Origin of the sequence: Alcanivorax hongdengensis A-11-3, assembly GCF_000300995.1 — a bacterium.
Lineage (GTDB): Bacteria > Pseudomonadota > Gammaproteobacteria > Pseudomonadales > Alcanivoracaceae > Alcanivorax > Alcanivorax hongdengensis.
The window spans coordinates 86724-101602 of the sequence record NZ_AMRJ01000001.1; the positions used below are offsets into that span (position 1 = coordinate 86724).

Here is a 14879-nt window from a genome sequence, read left to right on the forward strand (position 1 = left end):
GCCTGCCTGTGCTATCCGTCAGGCCCTGCTGAGCCTGCCCATTCTGATCAGCGCCTGCGGGGGCGGGGGTAGCAGCGGTAACAACACCGCCAGCAGCCGCACCAGTGACAAGACGCTGACCGCAAAGGTCATCGAACCCATGGGCAGCAACTGTGACTTTGGAGGTTTGGCCGAAGTGACAGGACACCAATCGCAACGAGGTGCTCGACAGCAATGAGGTGGACCCGGCCAAAACCCAATACACATGTAATGCATCGGGGGCCATTACCCTCGGTGGCAACGTTTCCGGCCTGCCCTGGGATGGCAGCCAGTCCGTGACACTGCAAAACCTTGGCGTCGATGACCTGATGATGTCAGTGGATGGCAGCGACACCTTCACTACCGGCCTTGCCAAAGGCAGCGTCTATCAAGTCGCGGTGGACAGCCAGCCCAGCGCCTGCCAGTGCGAGTTTGCCGATTACTCCGAGAGCGCCAGCGGCACCCTGGGCAACAGCAACCTCCCCGATCTGGACCTCACCTGCTATTAGGACAGGCAGGTCATTATTCGCAAGGGGATGCTGACGGCACCGCCACGGCGGCAAAATTTATGTTGTCAACGAGTGTTGCGGTGGGCCCGAGCGGCAACCTCTTCGTGGCTGACGCCAACAACAATCGCATCCGCAAGATTTATCTGGTGCCATAAAACCCTTCCCGGGCGGGAGGCCCTGCAACTGGCGCCACCCTTCCCGGGACGATACGTTTTACCTGCCCAGCATCCCTCCCGGCAATTGTCCTTTGCCCGCCTTTCCCGTACCTTAGGCGCTCTTCCATTCCCTGAATCATTCGCACTGAATTTCCTATGAGCCAGTACATCTTTACCATGGACAAGGTGGGCAAGGTTGTCCCGCCCAAGAAACACATCCTCAAGGACATTTCCCTGTCCTTTTTCCCCGGCGCCAAGATCGGCGTGCTGGGCCTAAACGGGGCGGGCAAATCCACCCTGCTGAGGATCATGGCCGGGGTGGACAAGGATTTTCTGGGAGAAGCCCGGCCGCAACCCGGCACCAACATCGGCTACCTGCCCCAGGAACCGGAGCTGGACCCGGACAAGAATGTCCGTGAAATCGTGGAAGAATCCCTGTCCGAAATCCGTGACGCCCAGCAACGCCTGGAAGAAGTCTACGCGGCCTATGCCGAAGAAGACGCGGATTTCGACAAGCTGGCCGCCGAACAGGCCAAGCTGGAAGCCATCATCGAAACCAGTGACGCCCACAACCTGGAGCGCCGGCTGGAAATCGCCGCCGATGCCCTGCGTCTGCCGCCCTGGGACGCCAACGTGGCCAACCTGTCCGGCGGTGAGCGCCGCCGGGTGGCCCTGTGCCGCCTGCTGATGAGCGCCCCGGACATGCTGCTGCTGGACGAGCCCACCAACCACCTGGACGCCGAGTCCGTGGCCTGGCTGGAACGTTTCCTGCACGAATTCCCGGGCACCGTGGTGGCGGTCACCCACGATCGCTACTTCCTGGATAATTCCTGTGAGTGGATTCTGGAACTGGACCGTGGCGAAGGCATCCCGTGGAAGGGCAACTACTCCTCCTGGCTGGAACAGAAAGAGCAGCGCCTGGAGCAGGAAGCCAAATCCGAATCCGCCCACCGCAAGACGGTGGAAAAGGAACTGGAGTGGGTGCGCCAGAACCCGAAAGGCCGCCGTGCCAAGAACAAGGCCCGGGTGGCCGCGTTCGAGGAGCTGGCCAGCCAGGAGTTCCAGAAACGCAACGAGACCCAGGAACTCTACATTCCGCCGGGCGAGCGTCTGGGTGAGCAGGTGTTCGAGCTGAAGAGCGTGAGCAAGGAATTCGACCACAAGCTGCTCTACGAGGACCTGAGCTTCCAGGTCCCCCGTGGTGCCATCGTCGGCATCATCGGCCCCAACGGCGCCGGTAAGACCACCCTGTTCCGCATGCTGGCCGGCCAGGAAACCCCGGACAACGGCGAAATCGTCACCGGCGACACCGTGCAGATGGCCTATGTGGACCAGAGCCGCGAGGACCTGGACAGCAAGAAAACCGTCTGGGAAGAAGTGTCCGGCGGTAACGATATCCTCAAGATCGGCAACTACGAAGTCCCCAGCCGAGCCTACCTGGGCCGCTTCAACTTCAAGGGCGGCGACCAGCAGAAGCGGGTCGGCGACCTGTCCGGCGGTGAACGCAACCGTCTGCACCTGGCCAAGCTGCTCAAGCAGGGCGCCAACGTACTGCTGCTCGATGAGCCCACCAACGACCTGGACGTGGAAACCCTGCGGGCGCTGGAGGAAGCGTTACTGGCCTTCCCTGGCTGCGCCATCGTGATTTCCCACGATCGCTGGTTCCTGGACCGGGTGGCCACACACATTCTCTCCTTCGAGGGGGATGCTAGAGTAGAATGGTTCGAAGGCTCCTACACCGAGTACGAAGAATACAAGCGCAAACAGCTGGGCGATGAAGCCCTGCAACCCAAGCGCATGAAATACAAGCGGATCGAAGTCTGATCCGCTCGGGCCGCCCCCGCAGCAGGAGCACGGGGGCATGGGGAACGACAGGGAAAGACCACCATGAAGGAACGGCGCCGCGCCCACCGCATCGCCTTTGATGGCGCAGCCACACTGATATTCGGCCAGGACCGCTACCCGGTCAGTCTGGAAGATCTGTCCGTACAGGGCGCCCGCGTCAGCCTGAGCGAGCCCCTGGCCCTGCCCGATGCCTCACCGGTTACCCTGCATATCGTGCTGGATGATTCCGACATCCAGCTGCTACTGCCGGCCCTGATAAAACGCCAGATGGGCAGCGATGTGGGGCTGATGTTCAAGCGCGCCGCCGTGGAAGACATGCAGCATCTGCGACGCCTGGTCATGCTGCACCAGGGCGACGAGGCCGAAGACGACCCGGCCACCCTGTTACCCCCGGAGGCCTGACCCTTGCCCACCGCCCCGCCGGACAGCCCCGACTTTGTTGAGCGCCTGCGACAGGGAGATCGGGCGGCGTTCGGCGAACTGGTCAAAACCCACCACAACATGCTGCTGGCCACCGCCCGCACCCTGCTCAGCCCCGCCGATGCGGAAGAAGCCGTGCAGGACGCCTGGATTGCCGCTCATCGCGCCATTGCCCGCTTTGAAGGTCGCAGCCAGCTGCGCACCTGGCTGACCCGCATCGTCATCAACCAGGCCCGCATGATGCTGCGTCGCGGCGGTCGAGAGATCCAGTTCGACCCCACCGACGAGCAGGATGCCCTGGCTCACCGCTTTCGCGCGGACGGCCACTGGCAACAGGCACCCCGCCAATGGGAGCTGGCCGGTCCGGATGCCCTGCTCACCCGGGAAGAACTGCGCCGTTGCATGGAAAAGACCCTGGGCCGCATGCCCGACAACCAGCGTCTGGTGCTGGAGCTGCGAGACCTGCAGGGCATGGAATTTGACGATATCTGTAACATGCTGGACGTCAGTGCATCCAATGTCCGGGTGCTGTTACACCGGGCCCGGGCCCGGCTGTTCGAGCTGGTGGATCACTTTCAGGAGACAGGCGAATGCTGAAATGTCGTCACGCCGTGGACAAGGCGGATGCGCTGGTAGATGGCACGCCCCTGTCCCGCCGCGAGCGCCTGGCGCTGCGCTTTCACCTGTTGATCTGCCATCACTGCCGGCGCTACCTGCGCCAGCTGCGTGCCCTGCTGGGCAGTCTGCCCCGGCAGGAAGACGCGCTGGATGACGCCCGCACCCAAGCCATTCTCGACAAGCTGGACCCACCGCAGTCGCACTGAGGCCTGTTCACGTCTGCCCTGGAACCATTTTTAGCGCGGTTGCGCATAGATCGTGAACAGGCTCAGAGTCTTCACTTCATCCTGCCCGGCCGCACGCCATACTGGCAGGAGATATTGTCAGGAGAGCGCCCATGCGCGACGACGTTCAGGACTACTACGGCAAGCAACTCACTGGCAGTGACGATCTGCAGACCAACGCCTGCTGTGACCAGGCGCCGCCGGATTACCTCAAGCCCCTGCTGGGCCAGCTGCATGATGATGTGGTCAGCCGTTACTACGGCTGCGGCCTGGTCGCGCCCCAGGCGCTGGCGGGCATGCGCATTCTCGACCTGGGCAGTGGCTCCGGCCGCGACGTCTATCTTCTCTCCGCGCTGGTCGGTGAGCAGGGGGAAGTGGTCGGCGTGGACATGACCGACGAGCAGCTGGAGGTGGCCCGCCGCCACCAGGATTACCACCGCCAACAGTTCGGTTACCGCAACAGCAATGTGCGTTTTCTCAAGGGCTACATCGAAGAGCTGGATCAACTGGACCTGGCCGATGGCTATTTCGACATTGTCATCTCCAACTGCGTGATCAACCTGAGCACCGACAAGGCCAAGGTCATTGCCGACGTCAGACGGCTGCTCAAACCCGGCGGCGAATTCTATTTTTCCGATGTCTATGCCGATCGCCGCGTCCCCGAGGCACTGACCCGGGACCCGGTGTTGTACGGCGAATGCCTGTCCGGGGCGCTGTACTGGAATGATTTTCTCAACCTGGCCAAACGCTGTGGTTTTGCCGATCCGCGTCTGGTGGAATCGCGCCGGCTGACCATCGATAACCCGGCCATCGAACAGAAGCTCGGCAATATCCGCTTTTATTCCGCCACCTACCGGCTGTTCAACATCGACACTCTGGAACCAGCCTGCGAAGACTACGGCCAGGCCGTGGTCTACCGCGGCACCCTGGCCGACAGCCCAGATGCCTTCGTGCTGGACGATCACCACATGATGGAAACCGGCAAGGTGTTCCCGGTCTGTGGCAACACCTGGCTGATGCTGGCGCAAAGCCGTTTTCGGGAGCACTTCGATTACATCGGCAGCTTCGATCGCCACTTCGGCATTTTTGAAGGCTGCGGCCTGAACGTGCCGTTTGAAGACAATGAGCAAGGCGGCACAGCAAGCTGCTGTTAGCCGCCCCACGCCAAAACCAGGGAAGCCCCATGAACATCAAGAAAGCGCTGTTACTCGTCATCATCGCGGCGCTCATTGCCAGTTACTTCCTGTTTGATCTTGGCCGTTTCTTGAGTCTGGATTACCTGAAGGAGCAGCAACACGCCTTCGATGCGCTCTACGGGGACAAGCCTGCCGTGGTCCTCGGCGCCTTTTTCGCCATCTATGTGATCGTCACCGCCCTGAGTCTGCCGGGTGCGGCCATCATGACCCTGGCCGCCGGTGCCCTGTTCGGGTTCTGGGTGGCCCTGCTGCTGGTCTCCTTTGCGTCCAGCCTGGGCGCCACCCTGGCCTTCCTGGCCTCGCGCTTTCTGTTCCGGGATGCGGTGCAATCACGCTTTGGCGAAAGGCTCAAGAAAATCAACGCCGGGGTGGAAAAGGAAGGCGCCTTTTACCTGTTTACCCTGCGGCTGGTGCCGGTGGTGCCCTTCTTTGTCATCAACCTTGTAATGGGCCTCACACCACTACCCGCCCGTACCTTTTACTGGGTCAGTCAACTGGGCATGCTGGCCGGCACCGCCGTCTACGTGAATGCCGGCACCCAGCTCGGCCAGCTCGATGGCCTGGCCGGCCTGCTGTCCCCGGGGCTGATCGGCGCCTTTGTCCTGCTCGGTCTGTTCCCCTGGATCGCCCGCGCCCTGCTGGATCGCCTGCAGGCTCGCAAGGTCTATCGGGGCTGGAAGAAACCGAAGCACTTTGATCGCAACCTGATCGTCATTGGCGCCGGTTCCGCCGGCCTGGTCAGCGCCTACATCGCGGCCATGGTAAAAGCCAAAGTCACCCTGATCGAAAAACACAAAATGGGGGGTGACTGCCTCAACACCGGCTGCGTGCCCTCAAAGGCCCTGATCAAAAGTGCCCGCATTGCCTATCACGACCGGCAGGCAGAAAAGTATGGTTTCGACAGCATTCAGAGCCGGTTCGTGTTCGGCAATCTGATGCAGCGGGTGCAAAAAATCATCGAAAAGATCGAACCCCACGACTCCGTGGAACGCTATACCGGCCTGGGCGTGGATTGCCGTCAGGGTGAAGCACGCCTCGTTTCCCCCTGGGCAGTGGAAATCCGCAACGGCGAACGGGTGGAGACCCTCACCGCCCGCAGCATCATCATCGCTTCCGGGGCTCGCCCGTTCGTGCCGCCGATCCCCGGCATCGACGACATGGATATCCTCACGTCCGACAATCTCTGGCAATTGCAGGAGCAACCCCAAAGGCTACTGGTACTGGGTGGCGGCCCCATCGGCTGTGAGCTGGCCCAGACCTTTGCCCGACTGGGCAGTGATGTTACCCAGGTGGAAATGCTGCCACGCCTGATGATTCGCGAGGATCAGGAAGCCAGCGAGATTGTCGCCCGCGCCCTGGGCGACAGTGGCGTCCGGGTTCTCACCGGCCACAAGGCGGTTCGCTTTGCCCGGGAGAACGGCGAGAAGGTGCTTTACGTGGAGCACGATGGCCGGGAAACCGCCCTGCCCTTCGACCAGGTGCTGGTGGCGGTGGGCCGCAAGGCCAATACGGACACGCTTGGCCTGCAAGCGCTCAACCTGCCCACCGATCCCGACGGCACCATCCAGACCAACGAACGGCTGCAAAGCCGTTATCCGAACATTTATGCCTGCGGGGACGTGGCCGGCCCCTACCAGTTCACCCACACCGCCGCGCACCAGGCCTGGTATGCCTCGGTCAATGCCCTGTTCGGCTCACTCAAGCGCTTCAAGGTGGATTACCGGGTGATTCCCTGGTGCACCTTCACCGACCCGGAAGTCGCCCGAGTGGGGCTCAACGAACAGGACGCCGGGCAACAGGGCGTGGATTACGACGTCACCCGCTACGGCATTGATGACCTGGACCGGGCCATCGCCGACAGCACCGACCTGGGTTATGTGAAGGTGCTTACCGCCAAAGGCAGCGACCGGATTCTCGGCGTCACCATTGTCGGCCAGCATGCCGGCGAGCTGATCGCCGAATACGTACTGGCCATGAAACATGGCCTGGGGCTGAACAAGATCCTCGGCACCATCCACATCTATCCAACCCTGGCCGAGGCCAACAAGTTTGCCGCCGGCGAATGGAAAAAAGCCCGCAAACCGGAAGGCCTGCTACGCTGGGTTGAGCGTTACCATGACTGGCGTCGTTAATACTCAAGGAGACACCATGCGCTGGATTGCCCTGTTACTGTTGAGTCTGTCACTGCCTGCCTTTGCCTTCGATCACAGTGGCTGGAACCGGCTGCTTGAAAGCCACGTTCACTGGCAACGTGACGGCGTGGCCAGTGCCGTGGATTACAGCGGCATGCGCCAAGAGCAGGCTGCCCTGGATCGCTACCTGGCCAGCCTGTCGGCGGTGACTCCGGCACAGTTCGAAAACTTCAGCCATGATGAAAAGCTGGCGTTCCTGATCAATGCCTACAATGCCTTCACCGTGGCCCTGATCCTGCGGCAACCGGCGTTGCCGGATTCCATTCGTGATATCGGCAGCTTTTTCAACGGCCCCTGGGACCAGCGCTTCTTCTCCCTGCTGGGCAAGAAGCGCACCCTCGACGAGGTGGAGCACACCCTGATCCGGGCCAATCCGTCCCTGATGGACCCGCGTGTGCACTTCGCGCTCAACTGCGCCTCTGTCGGCTGCCCGGCCCTGCGCCCGGAGGCCTATCAGGGCGAACGTCTGGACCAGCAGCTCACCGATAACCTGAAACGCTTTCTCAGTGACCGGCAGCGCAACCGCTACAACTCCCGGGAAAACCGGCTGGAGGTATCGAAGATCTTCGACTGGTACGACGACGATTTTGAAAAAGCCAGCGGCAGCGTGGAGCGCTACCTGCTGCAATATGCCGATACGCTGGCGTTACCGGAAACCGCCAGACAGTCACTGGACAGCGACAGCCTGGACCTGCACTTTCTCAGTTATGACTGGAGCCTGAACCGGGAAGCCCACCATGATGCTACGCCAACGGATGGTTGATAGCTGGCACGCCTTTCGCGCCCTGCCCCTGTGGTTGCAGGCCTGGGTGGCACTCATACTGATGCCGGCCAACGCCGCCGGCCTGCTGTTTCTGGACACTTTCAGCGGCCGGGCCATCAGCCTGGCGCTGGTCCTGGTGGTGATCGCCAACGTTGCCCTGATGCTCTACCACCGGGGCATGAACCGGGACATGTCCGTGGTACACCTGCTGGCATGGTTACCGCTGGAAATCCTGCTGCTGGGCGCCCTCGGTGGTGTCTGGGGCGATGACACCCTGAGCCGCCCGGTCTGGGCACTGACCGTGACCGTGGTAATGGTCAACGCCATCAGCCTGTTCTTCGACCTGATTGATGCCTGGCGCTGGTGGCACGGCGAACGCATGACACTGCACCCGAAACATCATTAACCCTTAATCATGAACAACTCACGATTGGGGTTTGCGACTTAGCTCTATAAATATTCCAGCGCCTGGGCCAGGGTGCTGACGCCGATCACTTCCATATTGTCCGGCAGGGCCCGTGGCAGGTTGGCCTTGGGCACAATGGCCTTGCGAAAACCGTGCTTGGCGGCCTCGTACAGCCGCTCCTGCCCCTGGGGTACCGGCCGAATCTCGCCGGACAGGCCCACCTCACCGAACACCACCAGCTCCCGTCCCAGCGGCCGGTCGCGGAAACTGGAGACAATGGCCAGTACCTGGGCCAGGTCCGCGGCGGTTTCGGTGACCTTGACGCCCCCCACCACGTTCATGAAGACATCCTGATCGCCCACCTGAATGCCGCCATGGCGATGCAGCACCGCCAGCAACATGGCCAGGCGGTTACCTTCCAAGCCCACGCAAACCCGGCGGGGGTTGCCGAAATGGGAGGCATCCACCAGTGCCTGAAGCTCCACCAGCAAGGGCCGGGTGCCCTCCCAGACCACGGTCACCAGCGAACCGGACGCAATGTCATCGGCCCGGTTGAGAAAAATGGCCGAGGGGTTTTTCACTTCCTTGAGCCCTTCGCCGGTCATGGCAAAGACCCCCAGTTCGTTGACCGCGCCAAAGCGGTTCTTGAGGCCGCGCAGGGTACGAAAACGTGAGTCGGTGGAACCTTCCAGCATCAGGGAGCAGTCGATCATGTGCTCCAGCACCTTGGGACCGGCCAGGGTGCCATCCTTGGTGACGTGGCCGACCAACAGCAGCACGGTACCGGTCTGCTTGGCAAAGCGGGTCAGTGCCGCGGCACATTCTCGCACCTGGGCGACACTGCCCGGCGCTGACTGCAGGGCAGTCAGATACATGACCTGGATGGAATCCACCACCAGGATGCGTGGTTGCTCCTTGCGGGCCAGATCCAGTATCTGCTCCACATCGGTCTCCGCCGCCAGGCGCAGCTTGTCCCTGGGCAGTTTCAGCCGCCCGGCACGCAGGGCCACCTGGGCCAGGGATTCCTCGCCAGTGATATACAGGCACGATTGCTGACCAGCCAGCCGGCACAGGGTCTGCAACAGCAGGGTGGACTTGCCGGCGCCCGGGTGCCCGCCAATCAGGATCGCCGAGCCCGGCACCAGGCCTCCGCCCAGCACCCGGTCCAGTTCCCCCATGCCTGTACCGATGCGTGGCGTTTCTTCCAGCACGATCTCGTCCAGGTTCTGCACCTCGGAGAGCTGGCCGGCAAAGCCTCCCCGGTTGGCACTGCGGCTGGTGGGCGTGGCACCGTCGTGAACGAATTCCTGCAAGGTATTCCAGGCCCCGCAGGCCGGGCACTGGCCCTGCCACTTGGGAAAATCCCCGCCACAATCGGTACAGACAAATGCGATTTTCTTCTTGGCCATGATCCCTCGGAAACAGACGACGTTTTTACAGGGCTACTGTAGGAGCTTGCCTGCAAGCGATGGCACTTGCGATGACGATGATCTAGACAATGATGCGCTCGGGGCGCCCGGTAATCTGGCAGAACAGCTCGTAACTGATGGTACCGCAGGCAGCGGCCACCTCGTCCACCGACACGGTATCCCCCCACAATTCCACCTCGTCACCGACGTTCGCCTCGATACCGGTGAGATCCACGGTCAGCATGTCCATGGACACCCGCCCGGCCAGTACCGTGCGTTGCCCGGCCACCGCCACCGGGGTGCCACCGGGAGCATGACGCGGGTAGCCGTCACCGTAGCCCACCGCCACCACGCCAATACGGGTTTTGACGGTGGCGGTCCAGGTGGCGCCATAGCCCACGCTGTCACCGGCCGCCACCTCGTTGATGGCAATCAGGCGGGCACTGAAACGATGGCTGACCTGCAGATCCAGATCAGCAGCGCTACGCCAGGCAAAGGGCGAGGAGCCATACAGCATAATACCGGGGCGCACCCGGCGGGCATGGCTCTCCGGGTAACGGATCAGCGCCGCAGAGTTGGCCGCAGACAGCGGCAGCCCCAGGGTGTCCGCCACCTGCCAGGCACGCTGCAGTTGCTGGGCGGTCAGGGTATCCTGCCGGTCATCGGCACAGGCAAAATGGGTCATCACCCCTTCCGGTTCCAGCCCCGCCTCTCGCAACCGCCAGGCCTGTGCCAGGGCGGCCCTGGGGCTCATGCCCAGGCGATTCATGCCGGTGTTGAGTTTCAGCCACAGGCGCACTGGCAAGGGCTCGGCCAGCAGCAGATCCACCTGCCAGGGGGCGTGAATCACCAGTTCCAGATTCTGACGGTGGGCTTCGCGCAGCTCCTCCGAATCGAAGGGCCCCTCGGCCACCAGGATAGGGCTGTCGATGCCCTGTCGGCGCAGGGCCAGGGCCTCATCCAGCACCGCCACACCCAAGCCGCTGACCTCGGCGGCCAGTGTCCGGGCAGTCAGCAGCAGGCCATGGCCGTAACCGTCGGCCTTGATCATGGCAAACACCTGGGCATCGCCGGCCAGCGCCACTGCCCGGCGGGCATTATGGGCCAGCGCCGCCGGACGAATTTCCACACGGGTGCCTCTCATGGGCGCAGGCTCCGCCAGCAGCGTCCGGCATCCGACCACTGATGGCCGCTCACCTTGCCCACAGGGAACACGACCATTTGAGCGTCCTTATTCATCCATGGCCGACAGCTGGGCATAGTATTCCGGCGCCAGATCATCGAAGCGGGTGAACTCGCCCCGGAACGCCAGCCGCACGGTGCCGATGGGGCCGTTACGCTGCTTGCCGATGATGACTTCCGCCACATTCTTCTCGTTGGTGTCCTTGTTGTAGACCTCATCGCGATAGAGAAACACGATCAAGTCCGCATCCTGCTCGATGGCCCCGGATTCACGCAGGTCGGACATGACCGGACGCTTGTTGGGGCGCTGTTCCAGCGAGCGGTTCAGCTGCGACAAGGCAATCACCGGGCAGTTCAGTTCCTTGGCCAGGCCCTTGAGAGAGCGGGAGATTTCCGAGATTTCATTGACCCGGTTGTCGGAGCCGGGCACCTGCATCAACTGCAGGTAATCGACCATGATCAGGCCCAGTTCGCCGCCGCATTCACGTGCCACCCGGCGGGCACGGGCACGCATTTCCAGCGGGCTCAGGGCTGGTGTGTCGTCGATGAAGAATTTCTGTTCACTGAGCATGTGAATGGCCGAGGTAATACGCGGCCAGTCGTCCTGCTCCAGCTTGCCGGAGCGGATCGCCCCCTGATTGATGCGCCCCAGGGATGACAGCATCCGCATGACGATGGAATCGGCGGGCATTTCCATGGAGAACACCAGTACCGGCTTGCCGGATTTGATCGCCACGTTTTCGCACAGGTTCATGGCGAAGGTGGTCTTGCCCATGGACGGGCGCCCGGCTACCACGATCATGTCCGACGGCTGCAGACCGGCGGTCATCTTGTCCAGCTCCTCGAAGCCGGTGGTCAGGCCGGTCAGGGCGCTCTTGTTCTTGTACAGTTCATCAATGCGATCGACGGTCTTTTTCAGTACCGACTTGATGTTCTGCGGCCCGCTGCCCTTCTTCTGCTGTTCGGCAATCTCGAAGATGGCGGACTCGGCACTATCGAGGATCTCCAGGGACTTCTTGCCCTTGGGGTTGAAGGCATCCTCGGCCACATCGTGGGACACATTGATCAACTGGCGCAGAATACTGCGCTCACGGACGATGTCCGAATAGGCGGCGATGTTGGCGGCACTGGGGGTATTGCGGGCCAGTTCCGACAGGTAGGTCATGCCACCCACCGCATCCAGCTGCCCAAGGCTGGTCAGCGCCTGGGAGACCGTCACCAGGTCGCAGGGTTTTTCCTCTTCCACCAGCTGGCCGATCACCTCGAAGATCTGGCGATGCTCCTTGCGATAGAAATCCCGCGGGCCGACGCGCTCGGCCACGTCATCCCAGGCATTGTTGTTAAGCAACAGGCCGCCCAGGATGGCCTGCTCCGCCTCGGTGGAATTGGGCGGGATGCGCAGGTTTTCCGGCAGATGATCGTCGATCTTCACAGCATCAGTCATGGTAGAGGCCAGGCAGCAGAAATAAAAAAGGGCACTGTCTGCGACAGTGCCCTGATTTTGTCACCGCACCCCTTGCGGGGCAAACCGATATGGCAGGCCTTACTCGGCCGGCACCACCACCAGTTTCACGGTCACAGTGACCTCGGCGTGCAGCACCAGGTCGATTTCGTACTCGCCGGTGTTACGCAGCGCGCCGTGGGGCAGCTTCACTTCTGCCTTTTCCACGTCCACACCGGTGGCCGCGGTGATCGCCTCGGCGATATCGCGGGTACCCACGGAGCCAAACAGCTTGCCTTCGTCGCCGGATTTGGCAGCGATGGAGACAGAGGCTTCGTTCAGCTTCTCGGCGCGTTCCTGGGCAGCGGACAGCTGCTCGGCGGCCTGTTTTTCCAGCTCGGCACGACGCTGTTCCACTTCAGCCAGGTTGGCTTTGGTGGCCGGCAGAGCCTTGCCTTGCGGGATCAGGAAGTTACGGCCATAGCCGGGGCGTACATCGACCACGGAGCCCAGGTCGCCCAGGTTTTTGATCGTTTCCAGCAGGATCACTTGCATGACGGTCCCCTCGGCTTAGTTGTCGTGGCTGTCAGAGTACGGCAGCAGCGCCAGGAAGCGGGCCTGCTTGATCGCAGACGCCAGCTGACGCTGGTAGCGTGCCTTGGTGCCGGTGATACGGCTGGGCACAATCTTGCCAGTCTCGGTGATGTAGGCTTTCAGTGTGTCGAGATCCTTGTAATCAATGTACTCAACACCTTCCGCGGTGAAGCGGCAGAACTTGCGACGGCGGTAAAAACGTGCCATTGGATAATCTCCTGTCGAATCCTTAGTTGAGGCTTTGCAGCGTCTGGGCAATCAGTTGCAAGCGATCACGGGCTTCGCCCTTGTAACCGGCCCGGCTGAGACAGCCGGTCACCTTGACCCGTTGTCCTTCCCGCAGGCTCTGGGCCTGCCGGGTCAGCCCCCCCGCCAGAATGACGGCGATGCGGGCCTGAACTTCACGGGGATGACCGTCCTCCAGTTGCCGGGAACGATGCTCCAGCCAGAATCGCTGGCGGGGCACGCCGGCCGGAGTCAGCGCCACCTTTTCAAGGGTGGCAATCACGCCGGTCAACTCGCAGTGATTGCTTTCCAAAATTAGCTGGCAGCCCCTTCCTTCTCGTCGTTCTTCGCCAGCGGCGACGGCTCGGTAACAGCGTTGTCGCGGCGGATCACGAGGTGACGGATTACGGCATCGTTGAAGCGGAAGGTATTTTCCAACTCGCCCAGGGTCTCGCCGTCACATTCGATGTTCAGCATCACGTAGTGAGCTTTGTGGATCTTGTTGATCGGGTAAGCCAGCTGGCGGCGGCCCCAGTCTTCAAGACGGTGGATGGTGCCTTTGCCATCAGTCACGATCGCGCTGTAACGCTCGATCATGGCGGGCACCTGCTCGCTCTGGTCCGGGTGAACCAGGAACACAACTTCGTAATGACGCATGATAGCTCCTTACGGTTGCGGCGCCTTTCAGCGCCAATTCAGCCTCCCGTTCCCGAGGGACACGGTGAGGCAAGGAGACCTCGCCCCGCTGCAAACGCAGGCGGGACGCAGGAAGCGCGCGATTCTAGCCGATTTCCCCGGTCAATCACAAGGAACATCGTTGCCTTCCGGCTTTATCGGTCGTATGCTCGATAGATACAAAAAGACACAAACGCTTACGATCAGCTCTTTTATCGATAAGCTGCTGATTGTCCACGGCAAAAAACAACAACAACCGGGACACGATTATGCAAGCCCACGCCCGAGTGCTCGGCCTTTGCGCCCTGTTCATGACCAGCGCCCTGCAGGCCCAGGATGCCGTGCCACCCTGCGGACACCCCGTGGTCGTGCCCGACAAGCCGGAACTGGCCAGTTATCCGGAATATAGCGATTTCCTGGTCGATATCATGAAGTACAAGCAGACCGTGAAACTGCAGCAGGCCCACCGCCAGGCCTGCCCCCGGGACTACCAGCCCAAACCCCATCACAGCAACGACCCCACCGTGGTGGAAGGCCCGGAAACCCTGGATTCCGCCGTGGAGCGTGCCCATCAAATCGCCCAGATGGACTACAGCAAACACGATACCTGGTATAACCGCACCACCTCGCGCAGCTTTGCCCTGCCCCCCATGCAGCAACAAGGCCTGGCCGATGAGCGGATTCGCACCCTGCTGGGCAATGCCGGCAGCGACACCCCCATGGTGCTACCACTGACCCGCCTGTCACTCCAGGACGACAAGACCCGGGATGGCTCCGATGCCCAGCAACAGGACCAGCTCTACCCCTACCAACTGCTGCCGGTGAAGGAACGCCAGGCGGAAATCGCCGCGTTCAAGGCAAACAATGCCGATGAAGCCATCCGGGTAGAACGCTCCGGCAACCTGTATTTCTATATTGATCTGGACGATGACGTGGTCGCCACCAAAGGCAGAGTTGAGACAGAGGCATGTACCGGCAACGGCTGTTCCCCTGCACATTACTGATAC

18 protein-coding genes are annotated in these 14879 nt (G+C 61.8%); 11 read left to right on the forward strand and 7 right to left on the reverse strand.

Annotated features, from left to right (window positions below; all coding sequences use genetic code 11):
• Nucleotides 1-200 precede the first annotated feature (200 nt).
• The 10 genes from A11A3_RS00400 (at nucleotide 201) to A11A3_RS00440 (ending at nucleotide 8346) form a co-directional block, all read left to right on the forward strand.
• Nucleotides 201-527 (forward strand): hypothetical protein, encoded by a 327-nt coding sequence (locus tag A11A3_RS00400; RefSeq protein WP_008927272.1) that lies wholly within the window; start codon nucleotides 201-203, stop codon nucleotides 525-527.
• A gap of 59 nt (nucleotides 528-586) precedes the next feature.
• Complete coding sequence (locus A11A3_RS18210; RefSeq protein ID WP_083851629.1) at nucleotides 587-682, forward strand: hypothetical protein; 96 nt, start codon at nucleotides 587-589, stop codon at nucleotides 680-682.
• A 156-nt stretch (nucleotides 683-838) separates the two neighbouring features.
• On the forward strand, nucleotides 839-2506 hold the full coding sequence (gene ettA / locus A11A3_RS00405; protein WP_008927273.1) for an energy-dependent translational throttle protein EttA: 1668 nt from the start codon (nucleotides 839-841) through the stop codon (nucleotides 2504-2506).
• Between the two features lie 63 nt (nucleotides 2507-2569).
• The gene (locus tag A11A3_RS00410; protein ID WP_008927274.1) at nucleotides 2570-2929 is read left to right on the forward strand and encodes a PilZ domain-containing protein; all 360 of its coding nucleotides are present in this window, start codon (nucleotides 2570-2572) and stop codon (nucleotides 2927-2929) included.
• 3 nt (nucleotides 2930-2932) lie between these two features.
• Entirely contained in the window at nucleotides 2933-3544 is a 612-nt protein-coding gene (locus A11A3_RS00415) for an RNA polymerase sigma factor (protein ID WP_008927275.1), read from the forward strand.
• Nucleotides 3538-3771: an anti-sigma factor family protein gene (locus tag A11A3_RS00420; RefSeq protein WP_008927276.1), complete on the forward strand. Its 234-nt coding sequence runs from the start codon at nucleotides 3538-3540 to the stop codon at nucleotides 3769-3771. The genes A11A3_RS00415 and A11A3_RS00420 overlap by 7 nt, the downstream gene beginning before the upstream one ends.
• Before the next feature lie 131 nt (nucleotides 3772-3902).
• Nucleotides 3903-4943, forward strand: a complete 1041-nt coding sequence (locus A11A3_RS00425; protein ID WP_008927277.1) for a methyltransferase domain-containing protein — start codon at nucleotides 3903-3905, stop codon at nucleotides 4941-4943.
• A gap of 29 nt (nucleotides 4944-4972) precedes the next feature.
• Nucleotides 4973-7117, forward strand: coding sequence for a dihydrolipoyl dehydrogenase family protein (locus A11A3_RS00430; protein WP_008927278.1), 2145 nt, complete (start codon nucleotides 4973-4975; stop codon nucleotides 7115-7117).
• Between the two features lie 16 nt (nucleotides 7118-7133).
• Nucleotides 7134-7940, forward strand: coding sequence for a DUF547 domain-containing protein (locus A11A3_RS00435; RefSeq protein ID WP_008927279.1), 807 nt, complete (start codon nucleotides 7134-7136; stop codon nucleotides 7938-7940).
• Entirely contained in the window at nucleotides 7915-8346 is a 432-nt protein-coding gene (locus tag A11A3_RS00440) for a hypothetical protein (protein ID WP_157375186.1), read from the forward strand. Before A11A3_RS00435 ends, A11A3_RS00440 begins: the two co-directional genes overlap by 26 nt.
• Nucleotides 8347-8390: 44 nt before the next feature.
• Here the strand turns inward: A11A3_RS00440 and radA are convergent, their stop codons facing one another.
• The 7 genes from radA to rpsF all read right to left on the reverse strand — a co-directional run bounded on the left by radA (nucleotide 8391) and on the right by rpsF (nucleotide 13854).
• Nucleotides 8391-9755, reverse strand: coding sequence for a DNA repair protein RadA (gene radA, locus A11A3_RS00445; protein ID WP_008927281.1), 1365 nt, complete (start codon nucleotides 9753-9755; stop codon nucleotides 8391-8393).
• A gap of 82 nt (nucleotides 9756-9837) precedes the next feature.
• A complete protein-coding gene (gene alr, locus A11A3_RS00450; RefSeq protein WP_008927282.1) occupies nucleotides 9838-10899 on the reverse strand; it encodes an alanine racemase in 1062 nt (353 codons plus the stop codon).
• Between the two features lie 87 nt (nucleotides 10900-10986).
• Nucleotides 10987-12381, reverse strand: a complete 1395-nt coding sequence (gene dnaB, locus A11A3_RS00455; protein ID WP_008927283.1) for a replicative DNA helicase — start codon at nucleotides 12379-12381, stop codon at nucleotides 10987-10989.
• Nucleotides 12382-12480: 99 nt separating this feature from the next.
• Nucleotides 12481-12933, reverse strand: coding sequence for a 50S ribosomal protein L9 (gene rplI, locus A11A3_RS00460; RefSeq protein WP_008927284.1), 453 nt, complete (start codon nucleotides 12931-12933; stop codon nucleotides 12481-12483).
• A 15-nt stretch (nucleotides 12934-12948) separates the two neighbouring features.
• Nucleotides 12949-13179, reverse strand: coding sequence for a 30S ribosomal protein S18 (gene rpsR / locus A11A3_RS00465; protein WP_007148676.1), 231 nt, complete (start codon nucleotides 13177-13179; stop codon nucleotides 12949-12951).
• 22 nt (nucleotides 13180-13201) lie between these two features.
• On the reverse strand, nucleotides 13202-13510 hold the full coding sequence (gene priB, locus A11A3_RS00470) for a primosomal replication protein N (protein WP_008927285.1): 309 nt from the start codon (nucleotides 13508-13510) through the stop codon (nucleotides 13202-13204).
• 2 nt (nucleotides 13511-13512) lie between these two features.
• A complete protein-coding gene (gene rpsF / locus A11A3_RS00475) occupies nucleotides 13513-13854 on the reverse strand; it encodes a 30S ribosomal protein S6 (protein WP_008927286.1) in 342 nt (113 codons plus the stop codon).
• Between the two features lie 287 nt (nucleotides 13855-14141).
• Here rpsF and A11A3_RS00480 point away from each other — a divergent pair, with 287 nt between their 5' ends.
• Nucleotides 14142-14876 carry a hypothetical protein gene (locus A11A3_RS00480; protein WP_008927287.1) on the forward strand — a complete coding sequence of 245 codons (735 nt, stop codon included), beginning with the start codon at nucleotides 14142-14144 and terminating at the stop codon, nucleotides 14874-14876.
• Nucleotides 14877-14879 lie beyond the last annotated feature (3 nt).